Here is a 26,085-nt window from a genome sequence, read left to right as displayed (position 1 = left end):
TCTTTCTTCATCTACCCCGCGTGCCCTCATGCGCGTTCGGGAGGAGTCGTCGTGCCTAGAAAAGTGATCGCCTTTGTACCCCAACACACCACCACCAAGTCGCGTGTCATGGCGATTGTGGACAAAGGCAACGGCAACGAACTGGATGCCATCGCGACCGTCGATTGGCCGCACCACGCCGTCGCCATCTGCAACCTGTTGAACTCCCCCCAGCGGGGAAAGGAAGCTCTTTCCGGCCTCTGGCTCAGCCTGCCCGCAAGCGTTCGAGCCGGGCTCGAACAGGCAGCACGACAGCGTGTCGACGACACCGACGAACGGGATTTCCTCGCCACCTGGTTCGTGACCGAACTCGACGTCCCCGAACTGCCGGTGGACGGTAGCGAGATCGACTGGATGCGACTGTTCCCCGTCGCGCAGTGCCCCACCGATGGGTGCGACTACTGCGACGGCTGTCCGGCGCACGCGGAACGCCGGAACGATGACGCCGGTCGCAACCAGTGCGCCCCCGGCGGATCGTGTCGGTGTGTGACGGCGAGTCTGGACGAGGAGGACGACCCGTGCCCATGTGGGGTCTGGGACGTCGGCCCCCGCTGGGCGGCCGCGCTCTACCAGTCGCTGAGCGGCACGGCGGAGGTCCTTGTCGACCAGGCGGAGGGCCTCATGTGGGGGTACGAAGGCCCCGCGGTCGGGTTTCCCCGCTCGTTGATCGCGCAGCCGCCGCAATTCTTCGCTCGGCTCGCGCAGACCTGCATCGACCTGTGTGCTCTGCTGGCCAGGGGAGTGACGCCGGTGCCGCACACCATAGCGGAGCTGCTCATGCTCGACGAGGCCGCGCGCTCTCACCTCGCCGGTCACATGACGGGCTCCGGACTAGACGTCGAGAGCATGAAGCAGGAGTTCGCCCACCTTCCCGAAGGGCATGGCGACTTCGAGTTGGACGCCCTGTGGATGTTCCAGTTGACGGACTCCGACTGGGACAAGATCGCCGAGTCCGAGACGATCTACGAGCCGTACACCATGGACCGCATCTTCGACACGCTTCCGGAGGCCGCGGAGTGGCCCCGGAAAGCGGACGGCAGGTGAGCAAGGCTGGTCCGCGACGGGAACCGCCTCGCCGTGCGCCTCGCCGGCCGACTGGGCGGGCCGATCCGCGTCGACGTCACGGGCGAGTGGGCCGAAGTGGAGCTGGTGGTGCTCACCGCCTGTTTCGCACTGATGAGTCGACGGCGGCGGCGTTCCCTGATCAACCCCGACCCGGTCCCCTGCACAGCTACCGGCAGAGCACTTCCGGTGGCGACGTCGGCGTGCTTTGGTGTGAGCACATCACCACCGCGCGTCACTGGAGGCAGAGATGACCCGGGTTGCTGGTAAAGGTTTCCTGGCCGGTCTGACCGCTGGCGTCCTCGTCGCGACGCTGGGCCTGCCCGGCGTCGCCACGGCCGGCCCGCAGGCGCGAACCGGGTCAGCCTGCACGCTCCGACCACTGCCCCTGCCCGCGAACCTGAATGGCGACGCTCGGGTGGTCGACCCGACCGGTCGATTCATCGCCGGTATCGGCTACCGAGTCGATGGGGACAATCGGCAGCCGTTGCTGCTGCTCTGGGCCACCCGGCCCGGGGTGTTCAACCAACCCCGTCTCACCGTCGTCGAATTCCAGACGGAGCCGCAGGTCCACAGCATCAATCGGTACGGCGTCGTCATCGGCACCGCCTATGTCGGTGACGTCTACCGCCCCTGGCGCTACGTCCAGGGGAGGCTGGAGTGGCTACCCGTCCCACCAGTGGTCGCCAACGTCGGGGCGCGGAGTATCAACGCGCGCGGCGACATCGTCGGCGCCGGCGCCGTCGAGCAGACCGAGACGGCTCTGCCGCTGTTCTGGCCCGCCGACCGACCGGGCACGGTCGAGGCGATCGACGCCCCGTCCAACTCTGGCACGGTGGAGATCTTCGACGACGGCACCATCGTCGGCGGCACCGCCGTGTTCGGCTGGGTACGCCGTCCCGACGGGAGGACCGACCGACTCACCGTCCCCGGTGCCCGGTGGGCGTGGGTCCACGCGGCTCGCGGGAACTGGGCGATCGGCCGCTTCGGCACCGGCAGCGAGGACGAGGACAGCACCGGGGTCCGCTGGGATCTGCGCACCGGCGTGGCCACCGCCGTGCACCCGGCGCTGGGCTTGCCGAACGACGTCAACAGTCAGGGCGCGGTGCTCGGCACCCGAGCCGTCGACCACGGCGACCGGCTCGTCACCCTGCCCGGCGCCATCCCGGGCGTCCAAATCGCCATCGGCTGGGAAATCGCCGACGACGGCCTCGTCGTCGGTAGCACGAACAGCGCCGCCCGACTGCTCCCGGTGCGGTGGACCGACTGTTGACATGGTCGCCGCCACGACCTGCGCACCGGGCGGGCTGGGATGGACCTATCCGAGCAGGGTCGCCGCCGCGACCAGGGTGCCCAGCGACAGCGTCGTGGTCACGACCACCGCCCGGTTGGCCACCGTCTCGCCGACGCCGTACTCCTGGCCGAAGATGAACGTGTTCTGCGCTGTCGGCAGGCCCGCGCACACCACCACGGCGAGCAACTGCGGTCCCGACAGGTGCAGAGCCAGCCCGACCGCGTACGCGATGGCCGGCTGTGCGACGAGCTTCAGCGCGGCGATCACGGCCAGTTCGGCCGGGCCGGTCGGTTCCGCCCGCGAGGGCGCCGTGCGGTGCAGCGACGCGCCGAGCGCGACCAGAGCGGCCGGAACCGCGGCGGCCGCCAGCAGGGCGAGCGACGCGTCGGCCGCCGACGGCAGGCGCACGCCGGCCGCCGAGCACACCACACCGAGCAGCGATGCCAGGATCACCGGGTTGCGTACCGGTAGGGAGGCGATCCGGCGGACCCGTACCCGCCCGGCCGGGTCGCGGTGCCGGTCCAGGGCGATCAGGACCACGGGCGTCACCACCAGCACCTGTAGCAGTACCACCTCCGCCAGGAACGACACGTTGCCGAGCACCTGCGTCGCGATCGGGATGCCGAGGTTCGCCGAGTTCACGTACCCGGCGGCCATGCCCCAGATCGGCCGTTCGGCGGGTGCGCGACCGAACAGCCGACTCGCGGCGACCCAGCCGAATCCGACGACTGCGACGGTGCTCACTCCAAAGGCGAGCAGCCAGCGGCCGGCGAACCCGGAGAGCGGCATTCGGGACAGGGCCAGGAAGAGGGCCGACGGCATCGCCAGGTGGAACACGAACCGGCCGAGCACCGATGCCACCGCCTCGCCGAGCAGGCCCCAACGACAGGCCACGTAGCCGAGCGCGGTGAGGACCCAGATCGGTACGAACGCCGACACCACACTCATCCGAGGGTCACCCGCGGCGGAGTGACAGGAGCAGACCGGCGGCGGCCAGGGCGATCCCGGCAGCGGCGGTGTACGCCGGGAGTTGGGTGGGGACGCCGAGGTAGACGGTGATGCCGAGGATGCGGGACAGGCCCCAGGGCAGCAGCGCGAGCTGGTCGTTCCACACCGTCAACGCGCGTTCCAGGCCCACCGCCGAGACCAGGGCGGACAGTGCGCCCAGGGGTACGCCCACGGCGGTGAGGGTCATCCCGACGGCGCTGCGGCGGCGCAGGCCGTACCGGTCCCGCAGGACCACGGCGACGACCACGAACAGCCAGCAGAACGCCGCGAACGCGACGGTGACGTACGCCGCGCGCAGGCCCGGCGCGGTCCAGAAGGCGAACCAGTACCCGCCGGGCCCGCGTACGGCGAGTGCCGCGAGCAGCAGCGCGCTGCGCAGCAGCGCGACGCTGCCGAGCGCGGCCCACAGGTGGAACGGATCCCGGCGGCCGACGACGAGGCGTACGACGAGGGCGAACAGCGCCCACCCGCCGAGGGTGACCAGCAGGTGTGCCGGCGCGGCGAACCACGTGGACACGAGCCGGCTCGCCACCAGGGCCACGGCCGGGAGCAGCCACACCAACACGCGATCCGCCCGCGCCGGTGGCGTCGGCAGCGCGGCGACCCGCCACGGCCGGAGCACGCCGAGCAGCAACCCGCGCGCGGCGGCCGCGCCGAAACCGCGACCGCGCAGGCCGAGCAGCAGCACCAGCAGGATCGACGCGAGCAGCGCCCGCGCCGTCCAGGCCATCGCCGGGTCCCGGTCGGCCCGCCGCGCCCCGATGTCGGCGGCGGTGAAGTTGTACGCCGGCAGGTCCAGGTCGGCGCCGTAGCGCTGCCGGTGCGCGTCGCGCGCATCCTGGTATGCCGCCGCTGCCCGCCGCCAGTCGTGGCGGGCGGCCGGTGCGCCCGTCTCCAGCCACTGCGCGTGCCGCAGCACCATGGTCCGGTACGCGCCGAGCGTCTCGAACAGGTCGACCTGGTAGTCGAGCGTCGCGGTGAAGCGCCCGCGCAGCTCGGCGTCCCGCCAGGTCGCCGGGTCGGTCGCGGCCACCAGGTCGCGCATGCGTCGGGCCAGCACGACGGCCTGCGTACCCTCGTCGATCGCCTCCTCGACGCGGCCGCCGGTCACCGCGTAGATGCTGTCCAGTGCCGCGGAGTCGCCGGTCGGGATGTCCCACTCGAAGATCCACATCATGGGCGGCGGTTCCAGCCCGAGCGCCCGTACCGACTCGTCGGCGTACGGACCGATGTAGAGGCCCTTGGTGACCGCCTGGCGGGACAACGCCATCGCCTGCCCGATCGCGGCGACGGTGCCCGGGTCGCCGGAGAACGTGCGGTACGCCCAGTCCGCCGTCACCTGCGCCGGGTCGGCCTGCGGGTCCCAGGCCAGGCGGCCGACGGCGTACGTGTTGAGGTCGTAGAGCTGCCAGAACCCGGCGCGCAGGTACAGCGACATGGGCCCGGCGCGCAGCGGCCCGCCGTCCTGCGTCCAGTTCCAGACACCCTCGACGTTCGGGTTGGCGGCGAGGAACGCGCGCAGCGCCTGGCGGTGCAACGGACCGAGGTCGTTGGGCAGCGAGCCGAACGCCTCGAACTCGCGCCGGGCCTGGAACTCCACGATGCGGCGGTGCGCGCCGCCCAGCAGGGTGGTGTTCAGCGGCAGGTGGCTGTAGAAGTCGCCCAGGGTGTACTTGGTGGACACGATCAGGTGCGGGTCGTCGAGCCCGCCGAGGACCCGCGCGTACGACGTCGGGTTGGTGTGCAGGTCGCCGACCGCGCCGACGCCCACCGTCCAGGTCCGGAAGATGATCTCTTTACCGGCCGGGCCCGCCGTGTCCAGCAGCGCCCGTAGCATCGCGCGAACCGACGCCTCCGTCGTGACCGCGAGCCGGGACGAGTAGTCCCAGCCGGTTCCGGCGTACACCTCGCCGCCCTCGCCGATGCGGACCATCAGGCCGTCGACGAAGGGCATGCTCTCGAACAGCTCGGCCAGACCGGCCTGGTAGACCGCCCACAGCCGGGGGTCGGCCACGTCGAGGCCGCCGACGGTCCGGGTCAGGTACGCCTCCAGCGGGGGCGACACCGCGAGCATGTCGGTCAGCAGGAAGACCTTCATGCCCATGTCCTCGGCGTACCGGAAGACGGGCCCGAACGCCGCGACCATCGCCCGGGCCCGGTCGACGTGCGGGTCGCCGGGCGGGTAGACCGCGCGTCCGTCGCCGACCTTCGCGAACGTGACGTACTCCAGGAAGCCGGGCACGACGATCCCGTTGTATCCCTGCGCCACCGAGTGGTCGACGAGCTGACGAAACTGCGCGTCGATGCGGGCCACCGCGTCGGCGTCCACCCACGGCGCGCGGGACAGCACCGCCGAGGCGACCACGTCGGTGTTCAGGCCGTAGTCGTCCCCGGCGGCGAAGGCGACCGGGTCGGGCTCGCGGCCCACCGAACCGGCGTCGGTCAGCCGCAGGCCGAGCCGGGGGGCGACCACCCGGGCGGTGTCCGCCGCGGGCAGCACCTCGGCGCCGGAGCGGATCCGGTCGGCCAGGCGGTACATCCCGGCTGCCACGCCCGCGACGTCACCGCCCTGGACGGCCAACTCGGTGCCGCGCACGTCGAACCGGTACGACTCCGGCGTCTCACTGAGCGCGGCCAGCACGCCCGCCCGCAGCGTGCGGACCACCGACAGGTCGGGGGGTGCACCGTCCGCGTTGTCGGTGCCCGGCGCGGCGGTCGCGGACCGCACGGGGGCGAGCACCGGCCGGGGCAGGCCACGGAACACGACCGCGTCGGCGACGGCGGTCGCGGCCTTGGTGAGCCGGGGATCGTCGGGTACGACGAGGGACGCCAACGGTGGGACCGGCGCGGGCGTCCGCGCGGGCGCCGCGACGGACTCCTCGGCGGGCACGGCGGCGGGGGAGTGGCTCAGCCCCAGCGTGTCGCCGACCGCCCAGGCCGTCGCCGCGCCGAGGGCCACCACGACCGCCGCGGCCACGAGCAGTGGGTACGGCCTGCGAGCCTGGGCAACGTGAGCCACGCTCGCATGGTAGTGGTCGCACCCGCCTTCGTCCCCGGAGTGGGTTCCGTCGCGGCGGTGACGTCCATCCGTGGGTCGTCAGACCTCGACGTCGGACATCCGCTCCGCGTCCGCGACCCGGTCGAGCAGGCGCTGCAACGAATGAATCGCCGAGCGGGTCTCCTGCAGCAGTTCTCCCGGGTCGCCGGGACCACTCGGCCAGTGTGCGAACGAGCGGCGGTCGAACCCGACGGTCTCGATCCCGCACCGCAGCTCCACACCCAGCGTCGTGATCGCGTCGACGTGCTGGAACGGCACGTACAGGTCGGTGGTCACCAGCAGCACGGTTTCCGCCGCGGTCGGCCGCCGCACCAGATCGGCCCAGCCGTGCAGGGTGTCGGCCGTGTTCGCGCGCTGCCCGGGACGCCGGGAAGGGGCAGCTACGACGTACACGGTCCGGTCGGCGCACGGATAGCTGCGGACCCACCAGTCGTTGCCGTCGGCGGTGGTGCCTGCCCGCTCCTCGGTAGGGCCGGTCGCGGCGAACGCCTCCCGTAGGCCCCGCTGCATGGCGTCGCCCTCGGTCAGGTCGGCGGCCGAACCCGGATCCACGGACTCGCCGGCCGGCGGCAGCACCCGCAGGCTGCCGAGACCGACGACCGTCTCGGTGGAAACCCCGGTCTCCAGCAGGTGCGCGGCGTACCGCGATCGGGCCCTGCCGGTGATCCGACCACCGCCCAGAACGAGAACATGGTCGTAGTGCGACCGCTGCGGACGCTGCCGATCGGCCAGCCCGAGCGCTCCGGTCGTGTCCATGATCAGGCCGTCGATATCGTCGGTGTAGTCGCGGTAGCGCGCGTTGAACCGCTCGCCACCCGCACGGGAATCCCAGACGGCCGAAAAACCCTCCAGATAGGCCAGTTGGTCCGTGAGGGGACCGTCGGGAACCTCGCCACCGAAGGCCTTGACGAGCGCGGCGAGTGCCGGCGACTCGACCCACTCACGGATCTGGTCGGACATCATGCCCGACGGGAGACCGCCGGCCGGCCAGTTCGGCAGCGGAACCACAGGAAACGACGTCATCGCCTGCCCGTTTCCTCTCCTGGCCGTCATCGATCGCGCACGATCCGGTCCTGCGCGACACGCTACCCGATCGCGCGGGAGCACCGGTACACATGAGCCCGGCGACCGTACGCGAGCGGGCGGCGATAGCCCGTGTCGGGTATCCGTCATCCCGCACGCGGCAATACCGTGCGCGATATTGGATACTCCCGTGACCGTCCTTCCTGGTGCGGTTCTCCGGGCCGTCCGCCGCGACGATCTTCTGCAGCTGGCGAGTGAGGCGGACGTCGCCGTCGGAATCGTGCGCCAGCGCGAACACCTGCTGCGTGACGAGGAGCGGGAAGCCGGGGTGTTCTCCGTCGCCCTGTCGCACTACCTTGCCGAGACCCGGTCTCCGGAATGGGCGATCCGCTCGCAGGCCTGCTCCTACGCCGCCAGCCTGCTCAGCTTCTGCCGGCACATCGCCGAACCCCTGGGTGGCGACGACGAACCGGCCGAGTTGTTCGCCCGCGCCGCCGCCGAGTTGAAGAGCGACGTCCCGTGGGAGGCGGCCCTCGACCACGATCTGGCGCTGAGCGTGTTCAACACCTATCGGCGGGCCCGGCACCTGCGGATGAACGGCGAATACGAAACGGCGCTCGAATTGGTCTCGGTGCCGTTGAACAGCCTCTTCAACACCGGTGCGGAGCCGCATTGGGGCCTCTACATGTACGAGTACGCCATGTGCCTTCTGCTGTCCGGCCGGGCGGCGGACGTACCCGCTCTGCTCGACGGCAAGTGCGCCGAGTGGGAGGCCGAGGGGCAGCCCGAATGCGTCACACGCCATCGACTCGACTTCGCGATCGCCCTGGCGCACTGGGCGCTCGGCGAGCACGAGCAGGCCCGGCAGCGATTCGCCGATGCTCGTGACGGCTTCCGCACGGTGACCCGGGCCCGGATGTCGGCTGGCGGTCGCGACTACACCCGGATCCGGCTCAACGTGGAGTCCGTCGAGATCTACCACCTGTCGCTTGTGCAGAGCCTCGCCGAGTGCAGCGCCGTGACCGCGGCCAGCGAGGTGGAGGCCGCCGAGGCCCGCGATCTCGGCTGCCTGGCCCTGGAGATCACCGAACGAATCCGGGGCAGGTGGCGGGTCATCGCGCGCTCACAGACGCCGCTGTCCACGGTGTTTCGGCGGATCTTCGGCGACATCGCGCTGCTGGCCAGCGACCTTCCCGGCGGGGCTGGTGCCGAGCTGGGCCTACAGGCCGCCCTGTCGGCCAAACAGACCGGATTCGCGGCCCGGATCCGGCAGCAGAGCCTGCTGATGAGCCCGCAGCTGCGTAGCCTGCTGGAGGAGGTCGCCGAGATCGAGGACCCCCCGGTGGAGAGCCTGGCCGCGACCACCGGCGAATCAACCGAGGAGCGCCTGCGGCGGGTCAACGGCTGGATCGCGCAGACCACCTCGACGATGCTGGCCGAGACGGTCCTGCCCGAGCCGGCAGCGATCGCCGAGATCCGGGAGCGGGTCGGCGACCGGTGGGCCGTGGACTACGTCGCCCTGCCGAACACCCTGAGCGAACAGCGCGACGACTGGTTTCGTTCGGTCCTCCCACCGGTCGGCGGCCCCGCCGAATTCGAGCGGTTCCGACCGGGACCGGCGTTCCACGCGTTCTTCACCGGCGCGACAGATCAGCCAGCCGGCGGGCCGGGCGAGCCGTGGGTGGACCGGCTGCCGGAGATGACCGCCCAGGACGGTCCGGACTGGCGGACACTGGCGCAGGAACTGCTACCCGACACGATCACCCGGACGCTGCTCGCAGCGACGGAACCGGCACCGGTGGAACTGCTGATCTCCGCGCACGCGGAGCTCAGTCTCCTGCCCTGGGCCGCCCTGTGCATCGACGACCTCGGTACCCGACTCGTCGAACGCGCCGTCCTCACCCAGTGTCCCGTGCTGACCTGTCTGGACTCCACCGCGCCGCCCACGGTCGAGTCCCCAGCCCTGGTGTGCCTGGCACCCGACCTGCGCTTCCTGGCAGCCGAGCGGACCGCCTGGCACCTGGGACCGGCCTCGTCCGTTCTGCAGCGGTGCGACTGGCCGGACGGACGTGCCACCACCGTCGACGCCGACCTGGTCTCGGTGCTGCGCGACCGGGCCTTCGACGGCGGGCTGCTGCACATCGCGTGCCACGGCGACGGCACCGGACTGGAACAGCGCCTGTTCCTGCCGCCGCGGCCGTTGCCGGCGGCGCAGGCACTGAGCCTGGAGTGGCCGCCCTCGGTGCTGATGGCCTCCTGCCGGGTCGGTCGGCTGCACAATCCTGACGACGCTGAGCCGCTGAGCCTGGTGATGGCGATCCTGACCGGCGGCGCCCGATGCGTGGTGGCCGCGATCGACGAGATCAGCGACGCCTGGGCGAGCCGGAACACGGCGAACATGATCAACGCGATCCGGCGCCGTCCGACCCGGCTCGACCTGGAGCTGCGCGACCTTCAACTGGCGTCGCTGCACAGCTCGCGTCTTGACTGGGCGCTGCTCAGCGCCTACGTCCGCTGATCCCGGCGCCGCGCCCACAGCAGGGCGGCGCCGCCCACGGCGGCCATGCCGGCACCGACGCAGGCGATCACGCCCCAGGCGTCCAGGAAACGGCCACGGATCAGGTACGAGACGAGTTGCGCTCCGAACCACGAGACGCCACCGGCCGCGGCCACCATCGCGACACCGTCGAACACCTTGAGCGGCAGATCCCCGGGGGCGTTGCGGGACAGCCGGAACAACACGTTCGGGAGGGCCAGCGCCAGACCGCCCAGCATCACGATCAGGGGCAGGTGTAAGCCGGCGGGGATGCCCCGCAGGTCGGGTTCCAGCGCCTGGATCGCGGCCAGGATCATCAGGATCGCCCCGATCAGCGACGCCTGGACGACCCCGATCCGCTGCTCGTACAGGCTCAGGCCGCGCTGCACCACGATCGCCGTCGAGGCGGCCACCCGGTCGGCGTTACCGGTGGAATCCTGCGCCAACCGGACGTCGTGCGCCACCCGCTCACGGATCTGCTCCGCCATCGTCAGGTCGCCCGCGACCGGACCGGCGCCCTCGGCGCGGACCGGGACGTTGGCCCGTATGTTCGTCTCAGCCGCGGTGACGTCGTGCCCGATCCGCTGCAGCCGGGACACCTTCTCGGCCAGGCCGCCGGAGCGGATCCGGATGTCGTGAAGCTTCGCCTCGGCCGTCGTCAGCTGCGGCGACAGAGCCGTCACCGTGCCGTGCATCGCGAACAGGTCGGTCGCCGCCCGATCGGTCGCCGACCTGAGACCGTCCAGCTCCGGCGCCAGGATGCGATGGGCGCGATCCAGATACCGCAGTTTCGCCGCGTCGAGCAGGTACTTGCTGAGCAGACCCACCTCGTTCTCACCGGGGCTCCAGGAGAAGGTGTCCAGGGCGCGCTCACTGTCCTGATGGGCCAGCAGGACCAACCGCCGGACCCGGTCGGTCGTCGCCGGAAGCTCCCACAGCATGAAGTCCTGCCGGGTCCGACTCCACTGCTGCGACCAGTCGTAGTCGAGTTCGTCGGGAAGCCCGTCGGCGACCAGACGGGCCAGCTCGGGTAGCTCGTCCTCGGAGGGTGCGCGGTCGAGGAGAGCCTGATACACGCGGGCGCCACCGAGGTCGTACTCGTCGCCGAGGCGGTGGCCCAGCGACCGGGACGAGTCGGGCAACCGATCGGCGAACTCTCGTTCCAGCTCCGTCCAGGACCGCTCGGTGGAGTTCGGGGCGAGGATCGTGGAGATGCAGAGGTCGTCGCCGGTGCTCCAGAGCGCGGCCTCGTGGAGTGGGGGAGGCCAGTCCGCGCCGGTCCGTGGCCGTTGAGCCCACTGCAGGACGTTCGTCTCGCCGCGCCGCGCGTCGTCCGGCAGCGCCGGACGTTCCGCCGTGCCGGCCAGTGCCATCTCCAGTCCGGTCCAGATCGCCGCCCAGCGGGTCACCGCCTCGTCCGGGACCGCCCGGCCCGATATCCGCCGGAAGTCGTGCACCAGCAGCGCCGGTCGGATGAGTGTCACGCGCGGTCCGCCTCCCTGCCGTCCGGCCGGTCTTCGGCGGTACGCAGCGCCGTGTCGGTCTTCGCCCGCAGGGCCGCCACCAAATCGCTCACCTCGGCACCACCCGGCACGGCCATCTGCGGGACGGAACGGGCGGTCGGGTCGCGGCGGCTGCCGAGACCGCTTATCGGTACCCGCATACCGTCCTCGAACTCGATCAGGAGATCAAGAGCGTCGCTGATCCCGTTGGCGTCCGCGCGGCCGTAGGCGGCGTCGAGATCGGCCAATGCCGACTTCACCGCGACCCACTTCTCCGGGGTGAGCCTCCATCGGTCGACTCTCGGCAGCAGATCACTCAAGGCGGCCAGGTCGATCAGGAGGTGGTCGTTCGGCGAGGCTGGTGTCGTCATGTCGCATCCTCGTGGTCGTATCCGAATACGCGCCCGGGCACGGATGGGCCCAAGGCTAGCCATCCGTGTCCACAGATCGAGCCAGCGCAATTCGATCGGAAACCCGACAGTGGCGGTCCGGGCGGGGACGCCGAATGCGAATGGGCGACTACGCTGGTTGATCTGCCATTACCTGTCATCCGTACCGGTGCGGGAGGTCGGATCCTCATGATGAGCGCCGAACGAATCCGCGAGCTCTGCCGCCTGATTCGCGAAAAGAAGGCCAAAGTTACCGATGACCTCCTTTCGGAGATCGAAGATGATGTGACCGAATATCGCACCTATCTGACCGGTCAGCAGACTCGGACACCGCCGGAGAAGATCGCGGAAGTGCTTCCGCTGATGGGCTGGCTGCTGCTGGAGGTCTCCCTCGCCCGGTTGTGGAACGTGCCGGCGGACTGGGAGAACCTGCCGGCCGAGAAGCGGCCGGAGGTGGACCATGCGGTGGAGCAGATCCAGCGGACCACCAACGTCGCACGCCGGCTACCGTGGCCGCACTACGCGGTGCGCGCCCTGGGCGCCATCCGCTGCGCGGCGCTGGTCGCGTCCAAGCGGGACACCGAGACCGGGTACGACGACGCGTGGATCCTGCACCAGGAGGCCCGCCTCAAGCACCAGAGCTTCGCCGACACCCACGGCTCGGCCGGTGCCGACCGCTACCTCCGCGACCTCGACGAGATGCTGCTGCAACTCGCGCTCGCCGAGACCGGCACCAGCTGCCGCACCGCCGAACGCGTCGTCGGACGGTGGATCGAGGGTAAGGAACAGGATCGCGACCGGCCCTGGACCGAGGCCGACGGGCCACGGTGGACGAGCCAGATGTTCCGCCGTCTGTCCGACGCCGCCGACCTCGGCGACCGGGCGCTACGGGCCGCGGAGGAGGTCGAAGAGCGGTGGGGCTTCACCCATCACGTGGACGAGGAACGATTGGCCCTGCCGACGAGCTACCGCCTTCCGGCGATCATGACCGGTCGCGCTCTGCTGCTGATGTACACCCTGAGTCCCGCGATGGAACACCTCGGCCTGTTCCCCACCGGCGGCGCCACGACCTGGTCCGAGGCCCGGCAGTCCTACCTGGAGCGTTTCCGGACGGTGTACGGCTACATCGAGCGCGAGGCCAGGCGGGAGAACGGCGACCACTGGCAGCTGTTGCTGGAGCACGAGCGGTCGGTCGTGCAGCTGCGGCTGCACCTGGCTCTGATCGCGCCTGGGACGACCCTGTCCTCCGGACTTCGCTTCGATCCCTGCGTCGAGCTCGAGGTCCTCGACAGTGCGGCGGTCGAAGCGCTCTCCGGATGGCTCGCGACCCCCAGCACGGCACGCGGCCAGATCCGCGGCGACGCGAACCTGATCGGCTGCGGCACCAAACCGGACTTCATCGCCTCGGTCGAGCAGTTGCGACGGGAGGCCGGCGCCGAGACCGACTACCGGAGCTGGCGGCGCCGCTGGCAGATCCTCGACCGGTACCGCGACGAGAAGGGACGCGCCGACCGGGTCGAACGCGCCTTCCAGGAGGCCGACAGCGCCTTCCAGAAGCCGTTGATCTGACCATGTCGAACGACTGCGACCTGTCCGCCCCGACGTGACTCGACCGAGCACGGCGTGCTCGGTCGGACGATGATTCGGGGCGGCTCGCCGCTCGGAATCAGGACAGTCGTGTCCGGTCTCCGGTCCACGCCGCTTCGAGGATCGCGGTCAGGCTGGCGGTGTCGGTCGGGCCCGGGTGGTTCTGGATCAGCCGGGTGACGCCACTGGCCATCTCCGCGAAACGTGGCAGGTCGGCGCGGGCCACGCCGATGTCCGCCAGGGTGCGTGGGATGCGGATGTCGGCGAGGAGCCCGTCGAGCCAGGTGAGGAACGCCTCCGCGGCCTCGGCGTCGGAGGCGTCGGTCACCTCGAGCCCGCAGACGCCGGCCAGGATGGCCAGCCGGTCTTCGATGGCGTCCCGGGCCGCGTCCAGCGCATAGGGTAGGAGCAGGCCGACGCCCAGGCCGTGCGGGGTGTGCGTGGCCGCGCCGATGGGGTACTGGAGGGCGTGCGGGGCCGCGTTGCCCGCGTGGGAGAAGGCGAGTCCGGCGAGCATCGACCCGTACGACATGTCCGCCCGCGCGTCCGTGTCGCCGCCGTCCCGGACCGCACGGCGCAGGCTCCGGGCGATCCGCTCCGCGGCCAGGAGCGCGTAGTGGTCGGTGATCGGGTTGCGGCCGAGGAACACCTGCTCCACCGGGTCGCGCGGACCGTGGGGCCGAGGTCGCGCGGTGTAGCTCTCCACGGCGTGGCAGAACGCGTCGATGCCGGAGTGGGCGGTGACGGTGGGCGGGCAGGTGTAGGTGAGTTCGGGGTCCACGATGGCGAAGTCGGGGACGATGTGGACGCTGGAGACCCCCACCTTCAGCTCGCGGTCCGGGTCGGTCAGTACCGAGACGGGGGTGAGCTCGGAGCCGGTGCCGGACGTCGTGGGGACCGCGACGAGAGGGAGCGTCGGACCCGGCACCTTCGACTCGCCGTAGAAGTCGCGCGGCGTCCCCCCGTGGCGTCGGATGACGCCGACGATCTTGGCGAGGTCGATCACCGTGCCACCGCCGATGGCGAGGATCACGTCGGCGTCCACCTCGTCGGCGACCGAGACGGCCACGGCGACGTCGGCGAGCGGCACGTCCGACGTCGCGTCCGAGAACACCTCGACGACGTCGACCCTCTCCCGCACGGCGGCCACGATCTCGGCGACGGCCGGCTGGCCCAGGAGAACCTTGTCGGTCACCACCAGGACCCGTGAGCCACTCTCGGCCACCACTCGTGGGATGTTCTGCGCGACCCCTTCGCCCACGATCAGCTGGCGTGGTCCGCGGACGGTCTCAAGCATGTCGGTGCCTCTTTCGAACGTCGGCGGCGAGGTGCGGGGCGCAAGCTCGGGACGGCAGGCCGGTCACGGCAGGTCGATCGCCGCGTAGGTGAGGTCGAGGTACTCGAGGATGCCCTCGTGCGACCCCTCCTTGCCGATGCCGGACTGCTTCACGCCCCCGAACGGAGCTGACGGGTCCGAGATCAGACCACGGTTGATACCGACCATCCCCGTCTCCAGCCCCTCGGTGAACCTCAGCGCCCGCTGGAGGTCCCGGGTGAAGACGTACCCGACCAGGCCGTGTTCGGTGTCGTTGGCCTTCGCCAGCACCTCGTCGTCGGACGTGAACGAGATGATCGGCGCCACCGGACCGAAGATCTCCGCCTTCAGCATCCGCGCGTCGTCGGGAACGTCGACGACGACGGTGGGCGGGTAGAAGTAGCCCGGCCCGTCCGGACGCTTGCCGCCCACCAACACCCGGGCGCCCCGGTCCACCGCGTCGGCGACGAGCTCGTCGATCGCGGTGACCGAGACGTCGTCGATCAACGCCCCGACGTCCACACCGTCGTCCAGGCCATGGCCCATCGACAGCGCGCCCATCCGCTCGACGAAGCGCGCCGTGAACTCCTCGCGCACCGGCTCCTCGACGTAGATCCGGTTGGCCGCGATGCAGGACTCCCCGATGTTGCGCATCTTGGCCACCATGGCGCCGTCGACGGCGACGTCCAGGTCGGCGTCCGCGCACACGATCAGGGCCGCGTTGCCGCCCAGCTCCATCGAGGTACGCAGCACGTTCTCCGCAGCCTGGCGCAGCAGCACGCGGCCGACCTCGGTCGACCCGGTGAACGACAGCTTGCGGGTCCGGTTGTCGGCCAGCAGCGCCGAGACCACCGCGCCGGAACGCTTGGTGGTCACCACGTTGACGACGCCCGGCGGTACGCCCACCTCCTCCATGAGGCGGGCCAGGTAGAGCATGGTGAGTGGCGTCTGCGCGGCGGGTTTGGTGATCGTCGTACAGCCCGCGGCGAGCGCCGGAGCGATCTTGCGTGCACCCATGGCCAACGGGAAGTTCCAGGGCGTCACGAAGACGCACGGTCCGACCGGCTTCGGCACGGTGAGGACGCGGTATCCGCCCGCGGGGGCGACGCTGTAGCGTCCCTCGACGCGTACCGCCTCCTCGGCGAACCAGCGGAAGAACTCCGCGCCGTAGGCCACCTCCGCCCGAGCCTCGACGAGCGGCTTGCCCATCTCGAGCGTGATCAGCCGGGCGACCTCCTCGGACCGCTCGACAAGTGCCCGGTAGGTCGCGGTCAACAACTCCGACCGTTTCCGTGGCGGCGTCGCCGCCCACCCTGGCATCGCCGTGCTCGCCGCCTCCAGGGCGGCGAGCCCGTCGACGACGTCGGCGTCGGCCACTTCGGCGATGGTCGTGCCGGTGGCGGGGTCCTCGACGGCGAAGGTGCCTCCGCTCGCGGCGTCGCGCCAGGCGTCGCCGATCCGGAGCCGCCGGTGCTCGGCAGCCAGGACGGTCATCGGGTCACTCATTGCGTCGCCTCCTGTGATCTTCGTGGTGCTGTGCGGAGTGCCCCAGCGATCGCGCCGTGCGCGTCGACGGACGGGTCACCCGCCCTCGTCGGGGCAGGGCGGAGGTGCCTCGGTCGGCCCGGCGCGGTTACCGCCCCGCCTCGGACAGCGACAGCCCGGTGTCCGCGTCGAACAGGTGCGCCCGGTCCAGGTCGACCGTGACCGACAGCCGTTCACCCGGCGTACCGGTGATGGTGGGTCGTGCCTTGACCTTGAGGATCTCGGTCCCCACCCGGACGTCGACCACCGTGCGGTCACCGAGCGGCTCGAGCCCGTAGAGCTCCCCCGACAACGACGCGTCCCCGCGCTGCTCGACGGACAGGTCCTCCGCGCGTACGCCCAACAGCAGCGCACGACCGTCCTCGGCGGTGGTCCAGCGGGGGCGCGGCAGCGTCCAGCCGTCCGTGCCGACCAGACGATCCCCCTCGGCGCGGCAGGCGAGCAGGCTGATCGGCGGGCTACCGACGAACCCGGCCACCCACTGGTTGGCGGGACGCTCGTACACCTCGGTCGGCGTCCCGACCTGTTGTACCTTGCCCTCCTTGAGGACGGCGACCTGGTCGGCCATGGACAGGGCCTCGACCTGGTCGTTCGTCACGTAGACGAAGGTCGCGCCGAGGCTCCGGTGGATGCGGGTCAGCTCGGTGCGCATCTCGACGCGGAGCTTGAGGTCGAGGTTCGTCAGCGGCTCGTCCATGAGGAACGCCCGGGGGCTGCGGACCAGCGCCCGAGCGAGCGCGACCCGCTGCATCTCGCCGCCCGACAACTGCGCGGGACGACGCTGCAACAGACGTTCGATGTGCAGCAGCTTCGACATCTGCTCGACGGCCGCGGCGATCTCGCTGGACGATCGGCGGCGTGCCCGCAGCGGTGAGGCGATGTTCTCGTACGCGGTGTGTCGCGGATAGAGGGCGTAGTTCTGGAAGACCATGGCCAGGTCGCGTTCGGCCGGCGCGTCACCGGTCGCGTCCCGTCCGTCCAGGTGCACCGACCCCGCGTCGAGCTTCTCCAGGCCGGCGATCGCCCGCAGGGTCGTCGTCTTACCCGCCCCGGAGGGACCGAGCACGACGAAGAACGAGCCGTCGGGCACGTCGAGCGTCACCCCGTCCAGGGCCTGGACCTTGCCGAAGGACTTGCGCAGCCCGTGCGCTGCCACGGTTCCCATCAGGCCACCAGCTCTTCCGTGCGCACGTCGTAGACCGCCGGGGTTCCGCCGGTGTGCCGCAGCCCGACCTTCGCGTCGGCGGCGAAACGAATGGTCGGTGGCATCCGAACCCGTACGTCGCGCTCGCCGCCGTGGTCGACCACGTAGATGATCTCGTCGCCCAGCCACTCCGCCGACACCACGCGGGCCGGGATGGTGCCCTCCGTCCCGGGCGCGGTGACTTCCAGCGCCTCCGGCCGGACACCGGCGACCAGGGGACGGTCGCGCGGCAGGTCCGACGGAGGCGGGAGAACGAGTCCGCCCTGACCGTGCAGCATGCCGTCGGCCACCTCCACGTCGATCAGGTTCATCGGCGGGGAGCCGATGAACGCGGCGCAGAAGAGACTCGCCGGGCGGTCGTAGACCTCCAGCGGTGTGCCGATCTGCTCCACGCGGCCCTTGTTGAGGATGGCGATCCGGTGGCCGAGTGACATCGCCTCGACCTGGTCGTGGGTGACGTAGACCATCGTCGCCCCCAGTTCCCCCTGTAGGTGCTTGATCTCCGTGCGCATGTCGGCTCTCAGCTCCGCGTCCAGGTTGGTGAGAGGTTCGTCCATGAGGAACGCACGTGGTCGTCGCACCAGGGCGCGCGCGAGCGCGACGCGCTGCTGTTCCCCGCCGGACAGTTGGCGCGGTCGCCGGTCCAGGAGCGGACCGAGCCGCATCAGCCGCGCGGCCTCCTCGACCCGCGCGTGCACCTCCTGCTTGGGCAGTCCCTCGGCCCGCAGGGGGAACGCCAGGTTGTCGCGGGTTCGCAGATGCGGGTAGAGGGCGTAGAACTGGAACACCATGGCGATGTCGCGCTCGGCGGGCGGCAGGTCGTTGACCAGCGTGTCACCGATGCGGATGTCGCCGGACGTCTGCCGCTCCAGGCCGGCGATGGCCCGCAGCGTGGTCGTCTTGCCGCAGCCCGAGGGGCCGAGCATCACGAACAGCTCGCCGTGGCCGATGGACAGGTCCACCTGTTCGACCGCGACCGTGCCATCCGGGTAGCGCTTGTGCAGCGCGATTACCTCGATGCCCGCCATCAGCGTCGCACCGCCCCGAGCGTCACGCCGGCGATGAGGTGCTTGCGCACCAGGTAGGCGAAGATGAGCACCGGTAGGGCGAACACCACGGAGGCGGCTGCCACGAGACCCCAGTCGGTGGTGGTGCCGCCGATCAGGCCGGCGATGGCGGGTGGGGCGGTGCGGACGCTGTCGCTGGAGGTGAGGAAGATGGCGAACACGAACTCGTTCCACGAGAAGATGAGCGCGAAGACCGCCGTCGCGGCGATGCCGGGCAGGAGCTGCGGAAGGGTGTACCGCCAGAACGCCTGGAGCCGGGTGTAGCCGTCGAGCATGGCGGCGTCCTCGTACTCCGCGGGCACCTCGTCGACGAACCCCTTCATCATCCAGATCGTGAACGGCACGTTGAACGCGGCGTAGATCAGGATCAGGCCGATCTTGTTGTCGATGAGTCCGACCTGGCGGTACATGAGGAAGATCGGGATCACCACCACCACGGGCGGCATGAAGCGGGTGGACAGGATGAAGAACAGTTGGTCCTTCTTGGCCTTCACGGCGAAGCGTGAATAGGCCCAGGCCGCCGGAACTCCCAGCACGGTGGCCAGCACCGTGGAGGCGCCGGCGACCACGAAGGAGTTGAGGAAGCTGACGGACACCGGCGTACGGCCGTCGCCCTGAGCGACGAACACGTCCTTGTAATGCTGCAGCGTGACGGCGAAGTCGAAGAACTTGGCCGGGATGGCGTACACGTCCCGGTTCTCCTTGATCGACGTCTCGACCATCCACAGCACCGGAAAGAGCATCACGGCGGCCAGCACGGTCAGCAGCACGACCTCCACCGCGGAGCGGCCCCGACCGCCGGAGCGGCGCGCGGGAGGTGTGTGGTCCTCGGCCGGACCGGTGGACACGGCCTCGTCGACGGAGACGGCCATCAGTCCTCCTTGAGCTTGTTCAGATAACGCAGGTAGAGCTGCGTGAGGACGATGACGACGAGGACCATGAGGATTCCGTACGCCGACGCGGTCCCGGTGTTGAAGCCCAGGAACGCGACCTTGTAGATGTGGAACGACAGCGTCTCGGTGGAGACCCCCGGCCCTCCGTTGGTGAGGATGTAGACGAGGTCGAACAGCCGGAACGCCTCGATGGCCCGGAACATCACGGCGATGAGCAGCAGCGGCCACACCAGCGGAAGGGTGATCGTGCGGAACTTGAACCACTCGGACGCCCGGTCGATCGAGGCGGCCTCGTAGAGGTACTTGGGTACGGCGCTGAGGCCCGCGAGCGCGATGAGCATGATGAACGGCGTCCACTGCCAGGTGTCGACCACGATCAGGGAGATCAGGGCCGTCCGCTGCCGGGTGAGCCACTCGACCTGCCCCAGGCCGACCGAGCCGAGCATGCTGTTGACGACGCCGAACTGCGCGTCGAGCATGAAGCGCCAGAACAACCCGACCACGACCGGCGACAGCATCATCGGGACCAGGAACAGGGTGGTCAGCGCTCCCCGCCCGCGTGTGCGCCGGGAGATCAGGTAGGCGATGCCGAAACCGAGCGCGGTCTGCAGGGAGACCGCGCCGATCACGTAGATCACCGTCGTCACGGCCCGCGTGTGGACCTGCGCCGAGGTCAGGATGGCGGTGTAGTTCCCGAACCCGACGAACTCGGCGGGACCGCCGCGGGTGGCCGAGTAGTCGGTGAAGGACAGGTACAGCGACCACAGCAGCGGAAACACCGACATGGCGAGCAACAGCAGGAGCGCGGGGGAGATGAAGGCCACGGCCAGCCCACGGTCGCTCAGCCGGCGGGACCGACCCGGTGCAGGTGGCGTCGCGGACGCCACCTGCCCGGGGTGGTCGGTCGTCGAAGGGGCGTCGCTCACAGCCCGCCGCCGCCCTTGCGGTTACTCGAGTCGAGCACGCTCTGCTGCTCCTTGGCGATGTCGTCGAGCGCGTCCTTCGGCTTCTTGGCGCCGTTGAGGGCCGCGTTCACGTTGGTGTTCTCGATGTCCACCAGGCGCGCGTACTCGGGCACGTTCCACATGTCCCGCATCCGCGGGACCGAGTCGGCGTACACCTTGTTGAACGGCCCGGCGTTGAGGAACTCGGGTGACTGGATCGCGTCCGTGCGCGAGGGCACGCCACCGGCGGCGGCCCACTTCTTCTGGACGTCAGCCCGCTCGAACCACTTCATGAAGTTGAGGGCTTCCGCCTGGTTCGCCGCGCCGGAGTAGGCCGACACGTGCATTCCCATCCCGCCGAGCGGGACCAGGTTCGTCTTCTGGGTCGGCAGGGTGGCGAAGCCCAGCTTGTCGAGGATCTGCTCCCGCGTGGTGCCGAGCGTCGACTGCTTGGGGTCGAGCAGGCCGCCGCTCGCCGCGATCCAGTTGAACGCGATGCACGCCTTGCCCTGGGCGACCGCCGCGTTCACCTCGTCGATGAACCAGTTGCCGGAGCCCTTGGCGGTCAGCGGCTTCATCTTGTTGACCAGGACGTCCATCGCCTCCTGGCCCGCCGCGTCGTTGAGGACGCCCTGGATCTTGCGTGCCTTCGGGTCCCAGAGGTTGCCGCCGTAGACGCCGTTGACCGTGTTGTAGGTGACGGCCGCGGCGTCGGAGCCGTTGGCCTGGTGGAAGGCCAGTCCGCTCACGCCGGGGTTGTCCGCCTGGCACTTCGCGGCGGCCGAGATCATCTCGTCCCAGGTCTGCGGCGGCTTGTCGCCGATCAGGTCCTTGCGGTAGATCATCGTCCAGGTGTCGCCGAGCAGCGGCAGTCCGTACAGGCTGGCGTTCTCGTCGCGCTTGCCGGTCTCCGCCTGGGGGAACTGGCCGTAGGCCGCCAGGAGGTACGGGTCGTAGGCCTGCACCTCGATGTTGTTCTTGACGAAGTCCGTGAGGTCGAGGATGTTGCCGTTCGTCACGGCCTCGCCGATGTGCTGCGAGTCCAGGATGGCGATGTCGAAGTCGGTCTTGCGCGCGGCGAACTGGGTGAACATCGCGTCGTGCCAGTTCGCGTTCGGCACGGTGTTGACCTTGATGGTGGCGTTCGGCCGCTCCTTCTTGTACTCCGCGTTCGCGAAGGCTTCCAGAGCTTGGGCGGGCGGCCAGTCGAACCAGATGAAGCTGAGGGTCAGCGGATCCTTGCTGAGCTCCGGGACGGCGGCCGGTGCCTTGGGGGCGCTCACCTTCGCGTCGTCGTCCTTGTCGCCGCCGCCGCACGCCGCCAGGGTCGTGGCCACCAGTAGCATGGCCGCCGTTGCCAGTCGTACCTTTCGGTCGGGAGCGGGCATTCGTCCTATTCGCTGCTGATCGCGCATGTTATGCCTGCCTTCTGGGTGGGGACTTCTAGGCCTCGCTATGTCGTTCGCCGAGCGGTTGCTGGGTTGTGTGGCGTGGCGTCGGGCCGTCGTGGGGCCGACGTCAAAGCTGCGCCGGGAGGTGGAGGATGAAGATCATCCGCCGTATTTCCTATACGATCTGGTGGGGGCGTCAGCATGCCGCAGCGCTGTGACTGATGTCAACAGGTCGCAAAGGCGCAAGAAGGGACCTCACGTCACGATGGACGACGAAGCGATGATCGCGCGGGGCCGCAAGGCCGTGACGGGAGGAACGCCGGTGGGAAGATCGGGCGGCCGGCTCGCCGACGAGGTGTACGACACGCTGCTCGGACAGCTGATGTCGCTACGGATCGAGCCCGGCTCCCGCGTCACGATCGACGTGCTGGCGCGAGAGCTGGGCGTGTCCCAGACGCCGATCCGCGACGCCCTGAACCGCATGGAGGCCGAAGGGCTGGTGGTGCGGGTGCCCCACGCCGGCTACCGCATTCCTCCCCAGATAACCCGGCACCGGTTCGAGGACATGCTGGAGGTCCGCCTGCTGCTCGAGCCCGCGGCGGCGCGCAGGTCCGCCGAACGCGCCTCGGTCGAACAGGTGGCCGGACTGCGCCGGATGCTGGAGGAGATGGCGGAGCTGGAAGGGGGCACGGGTCCCGCGGCCTACGGCGCCTTCGGGCTCCGCGACGCCGCGTTCCACGACCTGGTCGCCCTGAGCGCGGAGAACCAGGTGATCCGGGAGGCGCTCGCCCGCCTGCACAGCCACGTGCACCTCTTCCGGCTGCACCACGACGCCCAGGTCACCCACCTGGCCATGGCCGAGCACGAGGACGTCGTGGCCGCGATCGCCGCGCGTGACCCCGACGCCGCCGCCTACGCGATGCGTCGGCACATCCTGCGTTCCGGCGACCGTTTCCGACGATTGTTCGACGAGGTCAAGGACGCGGACCCGATGGCGGTAGAGGCTTGACGGGCGGGCTGGGTCGAGGAATGCTATCGCCACCGGATCGGATCGGATTGGATCTCCACCACCCGCCACCAGACGCGAGGAGAAGCAGGTGCCCAGAGCGCTGCTCCTGACCGGCGACGCCGCCGAGGAACTCGACACCATGTATCCCTACTACCGCGTGCAGGAGGGCGGCTGGGACGTCGACGTCTCGTCACGGACGCTGCGTGACGTGCAGTTGGTCATCCACGAGTTCGACCCCAACTCCGACGCCTACGTGGAGAAGAACGGGCGCAAGCTGCCGGTCGACGTGCCCTGGGCCGAGGTCGACGTAGAGCGCTACGACGCCCTCATCATCCCCGGCGGCCGCGCCCCCGAGTGGATCCGGGTCGACGCCGACGTCCGGCGCATCACCGAGCACTTCTTCGCGCGCAACCTTCCCATCGCCCTGGTGTGCCACGGCGCGCAGGTGCCGGCGGTGTACGGGCTCCTGAAGGGTCGCAAGACGGCGTGCTTCCCGCCCATCACCGGTGACATGGAGAACGCGGGCGCGACCGTCATCGACGCGCCCGACGTCGTGGACGGCAACCTCGTCTCCTGCCGGGGATGGCCCGACATGCCGCAGTTCGGTCGGGCGATGATGGAGGTCTTCTCGAAGTCCGTCAGCTCCGCATCGGCGTGAGCGCACCTGGCCTGCCCCGGTGACAGCACTTCGGACCGTCACGGTCGACGGCTCACCCGTCCACGTTCTGGACAGCGGGGCCGGGCCGGCGGTGTTGCTGCTGCACGGCTCCGGACCCGGCACCACCGGGTCCGGAGCCTGGGCGTCGACGGCGCAGACGCTGGGCACGTCCTGGCGCCTGGTGGCTCCGGACCAGGCGGGGTTCGGCCGTACGCCCGTGCCGGCCGGCTCGCGGGGCGGACTTCGGCTCTGGACCGAGCAGGCCGCGGGTCTGATGGATGCTCTCGGCATCGGGTCCTATGCCGTGGTGGGTCACTCCATGGGCGGCGCCGTGGCGCTGGCACTGGCGGCGGCACGCCCCCAGCGGGTGACCCGTGTCGTGGCGGTCTCGACGATGGGCGCTCCCGGGGCGCCGCTGTCCGCCGATCTCGACGCCGTCTGGGCCGCCCCCGCCGGTTCGCTCGGGGCACGGGACATGCTGAGCCGCCTCCTGCTCGACCAGGCTCTCGTGACCGACGCGGCCGTCGAGGCCCGTGCGGCGGCGATGCGCGACGGTGCCTGCGCGTACGAGTCGTTGTTCCCCGCACCGAGGGCACGATGGGTCGACGACCTCACCCTCACCGCGCAGACGCTGGCGACGATCCGCGCGCCCGTGCTGCTCGTACACGGTGCCCAGGACCGCGTCACCCCGCTCGAGGCAGCCACCCGACCCCTGCTCGAACACCTGGCCGACGTCCGTCTGCACGTGTTCGGCCGATGCGGACACGTGCCGGCGATCGAGCACCCGCGCGAGTTCGGGCAGCTGCTGTCGGGCTTCCTCCGCGCCGACTGAGGCACCGTCCGCCCGTCAGCGCACCGCACGGAGCTCCATGGCGATCATCGATGACGATCGCTACGATCCGATGTCGGGACATCACCGTGCGTTGACATGTGCTGTTCGTGGGCGATCACCGCCGCTACGAACGTGGTGCCGGCCTGAGGATCACGCCGTCTGGACGAAGGGAATCCGGATGACCGAGAGCGCGCAGACCACCGGGAGCCGAACCGTTCCGCCCGCGCGGTCGTATCCGTTCAGTGTGCCGGACCGCCTCGTCGTCGACCCGACCTACGGTGAGTTGCGCGAGCACGAGCCGATGACCCGGGTGCAGCTGCCCTACGGGGAGGAGGCGTGGCTCGCCACCCGGTACGAGGACGTCCGTACGGTCCTCGGCGACGTGCGGTTCGGCCGAGCCCCAGCCGTCGAACGTGACGAGCCCAGGCTCACCCCGCGCCAGCAGTACAGCGGCATGCTGACCATGGATCCGCCGGACCACACCCGGCTGCGCCGGCTGGTGGCGAAGGCGTTCACGGCACGTCGGGTGGAAGCGCTGCGCCCCCGCACCCAGGAGATCGCGGACACGCTCGTCGACGACATGCTCCGGGTCGGTCCGCCGGCCGACCTGGTGGAGCACGTCGCCACACCGCTGCCGATCCAGGTGATCTGTGAGCTGCTCGGGGTCCCGTACGCCGACCGCGACCGTTTCCACCTCTGGTCCGAGGCGATCGTCTCGACCACCTCACTGCCGCAGGAGACGATCCAGGAGTACCTGAACAATCTCTGGGGCTACATCGGTGGCCTGGTCGCCGAGCGTCGCCGCGAGCCGGGAATCGACGACCTGCTCGGCGCGTTGGTGCGGGCCCGCGACGAGAATCAGGATCGGCTCACCGAGACCGAGCTGGTCGAGCTGGCCGCGGGACTGCTCGCGGCCGGCCACGAGACGACGGTTACCCAGATCCCCAACTTCGTGTACGTGCTGCTGCACAATCCGGACCAGCTCGCCCGGTTGCGGGCCGATCCGACGCTGGTGCCGGCCGCAATCGAGGAACTGCTGCGGTACGTGCCGCTCGGCGTCGGTTCCTCCTTCGCCCGGTACGCCAAGGAGGACGTCGAGGTCGGCGGGGTGCTGGTCCGGGCCGGTGAGCCGGTTCTCGGCTCTCTGTCGTCGGCGAATCGGGACGGCACCGTCTTCGCAGACCCGGACCGGCTGGACTTCGATCGCGAGCAGAAACCACACCTGGGCTTCGGACACGGCGTACACCACTGCGTCGGCGCGCAGTTGGCCCGCATGGAGTTGCAGGTCGCCGTCGCCACCCTCGTCACCCGGCTGCCCGGACTGCGGCTCGCCGTACCGGAGGCGGAGCTGCCGTGGAAGCGCGGCATGCTGGTCCGGGGCCTGCTCAGCATGCCGGTGGCCTGGTGAGCACGGCCTGGCGGATCGGGGTGGACCCGGGCCGTTGCATCGGCACGAGCATCTGCGCCGGCACCGCGCCCGAGCACTTCCGCCTGGTCGACGGGCTCTCCGCGCCGTTGGCCGACGTCGTCTCCCCGGCCGAGGTCGTCCTCGACGCCGCCAACTCGTGCCCGGTAGAGGCGATCATCGTCCGCGACGTCGCCGACGACCGGCTGATCGCGCCGGAGGAGTGAATCGTTCCCACGCGGGGCGTGAGTTCGGCGTTGGCATCGTCGCGGTCGCCGCCTATGGTGGAGGCATGTCCCCGATCACGTTCCGCTCTCCTGCCGT

Annotated in this window: 21 protein-coding genes; 9 read left to right on the top strand and 12 right to left on the bottom strand. The window is 70.3% G+C overall.

Annotated features, from left to right (window positions below):
* Positions 1 to 51: 51 nt before the first annotated feature.
* Both ACN269_RS08150 and ACN269_RS08145 read left to right on the top strand, forming a co-directional pair.
* On the top strand, positions 52 to 1,083 hold the full coding sequence (locus ACN269_RS08150) for a hypothetical protein (protein WP_421471851.1): 1,032 nt from the start codon (positions 52 to 54) through the stop codon (positions 1,081 to 1,083).
* A 268-nt stretch (positions 1,084 to 1,351) separates the two neighbouring features.
* Complete coding sequence (locus ACN269_RS08145; protein WP_421471850.1) at positions 1,352 to 2,374, top strand: hypothetical protein; 1,023 nt, start codon at positions 1,352 to 1,354, stop codon at positions 2,372 to 2,374.
* 45 nt (positions 2,375 to 2,419) lie between these two features.
* Here ACN269_RS08145 and ACN269_RS08140 read toward each other — a convergent pair whose 3' ends face one another.
* The 3 genes from ACN269_RS08140 to ACN269_RS08130 all read right to left on the bottom strand — a co-directional run bounded on the left by ACN269_RS08140 (position 2,420) and on the right by ACN269_RS08130 (position 7,484).
* On the bottom strand, positions 2,420 to 3,343 hold the full coding sequence (locus tag ACN269_RS08140) for an AEC family transporter (protein ID WP_421471849.1): 924 nt from the start codon (positions 3,341 to 3,343) through the stop codon (positions 2,420 to 2,422).
* Between the two features lie 7 nt (positions 3,344 to 3,350).
* Positions 3,351 to 6,422, bottom strand: a complete 3,072-nt coding sequence (locus ACN269_RS08135; RefSeq protein ID WP_421471848.1) for a hypothetical protein — start codon at positions 6,420 to 6,422, stop codon at positions 3,351 to 3,353.
* A 78-nt stretch (positions 6,423 to 6,500) separates the two neighbouring features.
* Positions 6,501 to 7,484, bottom strand: coding sequence for a hypothetical protein (locus tag ACN269_RS08130; RefSeq protein WP_421471847.1), 984 nt, complete (start codon positions 7,482 to 7,484; stop codon positions 6,501 to 6,503).
* Positions 7,485 to 7,674: 190 nt separating this feature from the next.
* On the opposite strand from ACN269_RS08130, the gene ACN269_RS08125 reads away from it, so the two are divergent.
* Positions 7,675 to 10,002 carry a CHAT domain-containing protein gene (locus ACN269_RS08125; RefSeq protein ID WP_421471846.1) on the top strand — a complete coding sequence of 776 codons (2,328 nt, stop codon included), beginning with the start codon at positions 7,675 to 7,677 and terminating at the stop codon, positions 10,000 to 10,002.
* Here the strand turns inward: ACN269_RS08125 and ACN269_RS08120 are convergent.
* Both ACN269_RS08120 and ACN269_RS08115 read right to left on the bottom strand, forming a co-directional pair.
* Positions 9,990 to 11,504: a CATRA conflict system CASPASE/TPR repeat-associated protein gene (locus tag ACN269_RS08120; protein WP_421471845.1), complete on the bottom strand. Its 1,515-nt coding sequence runs from the start codon at positions 11,502 to 11,504 to the stop codon at positions 9,990 to 9,992. The genes ACN269_RS08125 and ACN269_RS08120 overlap by 13 nt on opposite strands.
* On the bottom strand, positions 11,501 to 11,893 hold the full coding sequence (locus tag ACN269_RS08115) for a hypothetical protein (RefSeq protein WP_421471844.1): 393 nt from the start codon (positions 11,891 to 11,893) through the stop codon (positions 11,501 to 11,503). Before ACN269_RS08115 ends, ACN269_RS08120 begins: the two co-directional genes overlap by 4 nt.
* A 303-nt stretch (positions 11,894 to 12,196) precedes the next feature.
* On the opposite strand from ACN269_RS08115, the gene ACN269_RS08110 reads away from it, so the two are divergent.
* On the top strand, positions 12,197 to 13,480 hold the full coding sequence (locus tag ACN269_RS08110) for a hypothetical protein (protein ID WP_421471843.1): 1,284 nt from the start codon (positions 12,197 to 12,199) through the stop codon (positions 13,478 to 13,480).
* Between the two features lie 97 nt (positions 13,481 to 13,577).
* Here the strand turns inward: ACN269_RS08110 and ACN269_RS08105 are convergent, their stop codons facing one another.
* From ACN269_RS08105 to ACN269_RS08075, 7 genes are all read right to left on the bottom strand, one after another.
* A complete protein-coding gene (locus ACN269_RS08105) occupies positions 13,578 to 14,795 on the bottom strand; it encodes an iron-containing alcohol dehydrogenase (RefSeq protein WP_421471842.1) in 1,218 nt (405 codons plus the stop codon).
* Positions 14,796 to 14,858: 63 nt separating this feature from the next.
* Positions 14,859 to 16,319 (bottom strand): NAD-dependent succinate-semialdehyde dehydrogenase, encoded by a 1,461-nt coding sequence (locus ACN269_RS08100; protein WP_421471841.1) that lies wholly within the window; start codon positions 16,317 to 16,319, stop codon positions 14,859 to 14,861.
* A 127-nt stretch (positions 16,320 to 16,446) separates the two neighbouring features.
* Positions 16,447 to 17,523: an ABC transporter ATP-binding protein gene (locus ACN269_RS08095; protein ID WP_421471840.1), complete on the bottom strand. Its 1,077-nt coding sequence runs from the start codon at positions 17,521 to 17,523 to the stop codon at positions 16,447 to 16,449.
* Positions 17,523 to 18,590: an ABC transporter ATP-binding protein gene (locus ACN269_RS08090; RefSeq protein ID WP_421471839.1), complete on the bottom strand. Its 1,068-nt coding sequence runs from the start codon at positions 18,588 to 18,590 to the stop codon at positions 17,523 to 17,525. The genes ACN269_RS08095 and ACN269_RS08090 overlap by 1 nt, the downstream gene beginning before the upstream one ends.
* Positions 18,590 to 19,501, bottom strand: a complete 912-nt coding sequence (locus ACN269_RS08085) for a carbohydrate ABC transporter permease (RefSeq protein ID WP_421471838.1) — start codon at positions 19,499 to 19,501, stop codon at positions 18,590 to 18,592. Before ACN269_RS08085 ends, ACN269_RS08090 begins: the two co-directional genes overlap by 1 nt.
* Positions 19,501 to 20,448, bottom strand: coding sequence for a carbohydrate ABC transporter permease (locus ACN269_RS08080; protein ID WP_421471837.1), 948 nt, complete (start codon positions 20,446 to 20,448; stop codon positions 19,501 to 19,503). Before ACN269_RS08080 ends, ACN269_RS08085 begins: the two co-directional genes overlap by 1 nt.
* Complete coding sequence (locus ACN269_RS08075; RefSeq protein ID WP_421476224.1) at positions 20,445 to 21,812, bottom strand: extracellular solute-binding protein; 1,368 nt, start codon at positions 21,810 to 21,812, stop codon at positions 20,445 to 20,447. The genes ACN269_RS08080 and ACN269_RS08075 overlap by 4 nt, the downstream gene beginning before the upstream one ends.
* A gap of 109 nt (positions 21,813 to 21,921) precedes the next feature.
* Between ACN269_RS08075 and ACN269_RS08070 the strand changes: the two genes are divergently transcribed.
* The 5 genes from ACN269_RS08070 to ACN269_RS08050 all read left to right on the top strand — a co-directional run bounded on the left by ACN269_RS08070 (position 21,922) and on the right by ACN269_RS08050 (position 25,988).
* Positions 21,922 to 22,866, top strand: coding sequence for a GntR family transcriptional regulator (locus ACN269_RS08070; RefSeq protein ID WP_421471836.1), 945 nt, complete (start codon positions 21,922 to 21,924; stop codon positions 22,864 to 22,866).
* Between the two features lie 88 nt (positions 22,867 to 22,954).
* The gene (locus tag ACN269_RS08065; RefSeq protein WP_355047859.1) at positions 22,955 to 23,524 is read left to right on the top strand and encodes a DJ-1/PfpI family protein; all 570 of its coding nucleotides are present in this window, start codon (positions 22,955 to 22,957) and stop codon (positions 23,522 to 23,524) included.
* A gap of 19 nt (positions 23,525 to 23,543) precedes the next feature.
* Complete coding sequence (locus ACN269_RS08060; protein WP_421471835.1) at positions 23,544 to 24,356, top strand: alpha/beta fold hydrolase; 813 nt, start codon at positions 23,544 to 23,546, stop codon at positions 24,354 to 24,356.
* 178 nt (positions 24,357 to 24,534) lie between these two features.
* On the top strand, positions 24,535 to 25,764 hold the full coding sequence (locus tag ACN269_RS08055) for a cytochrome P450 (protein ID WP_421471834.1): 1,230 nt from the start codon (positions 24,535 to 24,537) through the stop codon (positions 25,762 to 25,764).
* The gene (locus ACN269_RS08050; RefSeq protein ID WP_421471833.1) at positions 25,761 to 25,988 is read left to right on the top strand and encodes a ferredoxin; all 228 of its coding nucleotides are present in this window, start codon (positions 25,761 to 25,763) and stop codon (positions 25,986 to 25,988) included. The genes ACN269_RS08055 and ACN269_RS08050 overlap by 4 nt, the downstream gene beginning before the upstream one ends.
* Positions 25,989 to 26,085 lie beyond the last annotated feature (97 nt).

Origin of the sequence: Micromonospora sp. WMMD736, assembly GCF_049179015.1 — a bacterium.
In the GTDB taxonomy this organism is placed as follows: Bacteria; Actinomycetota; Actinomycetes; order Mycobacteriales; family Micromonosporaceae; genus Micromonospora.
Note: the sequence above shows the minus strand (reverse complement) of the source record. Positions and strands in the feature narration are given on the sequence as shown.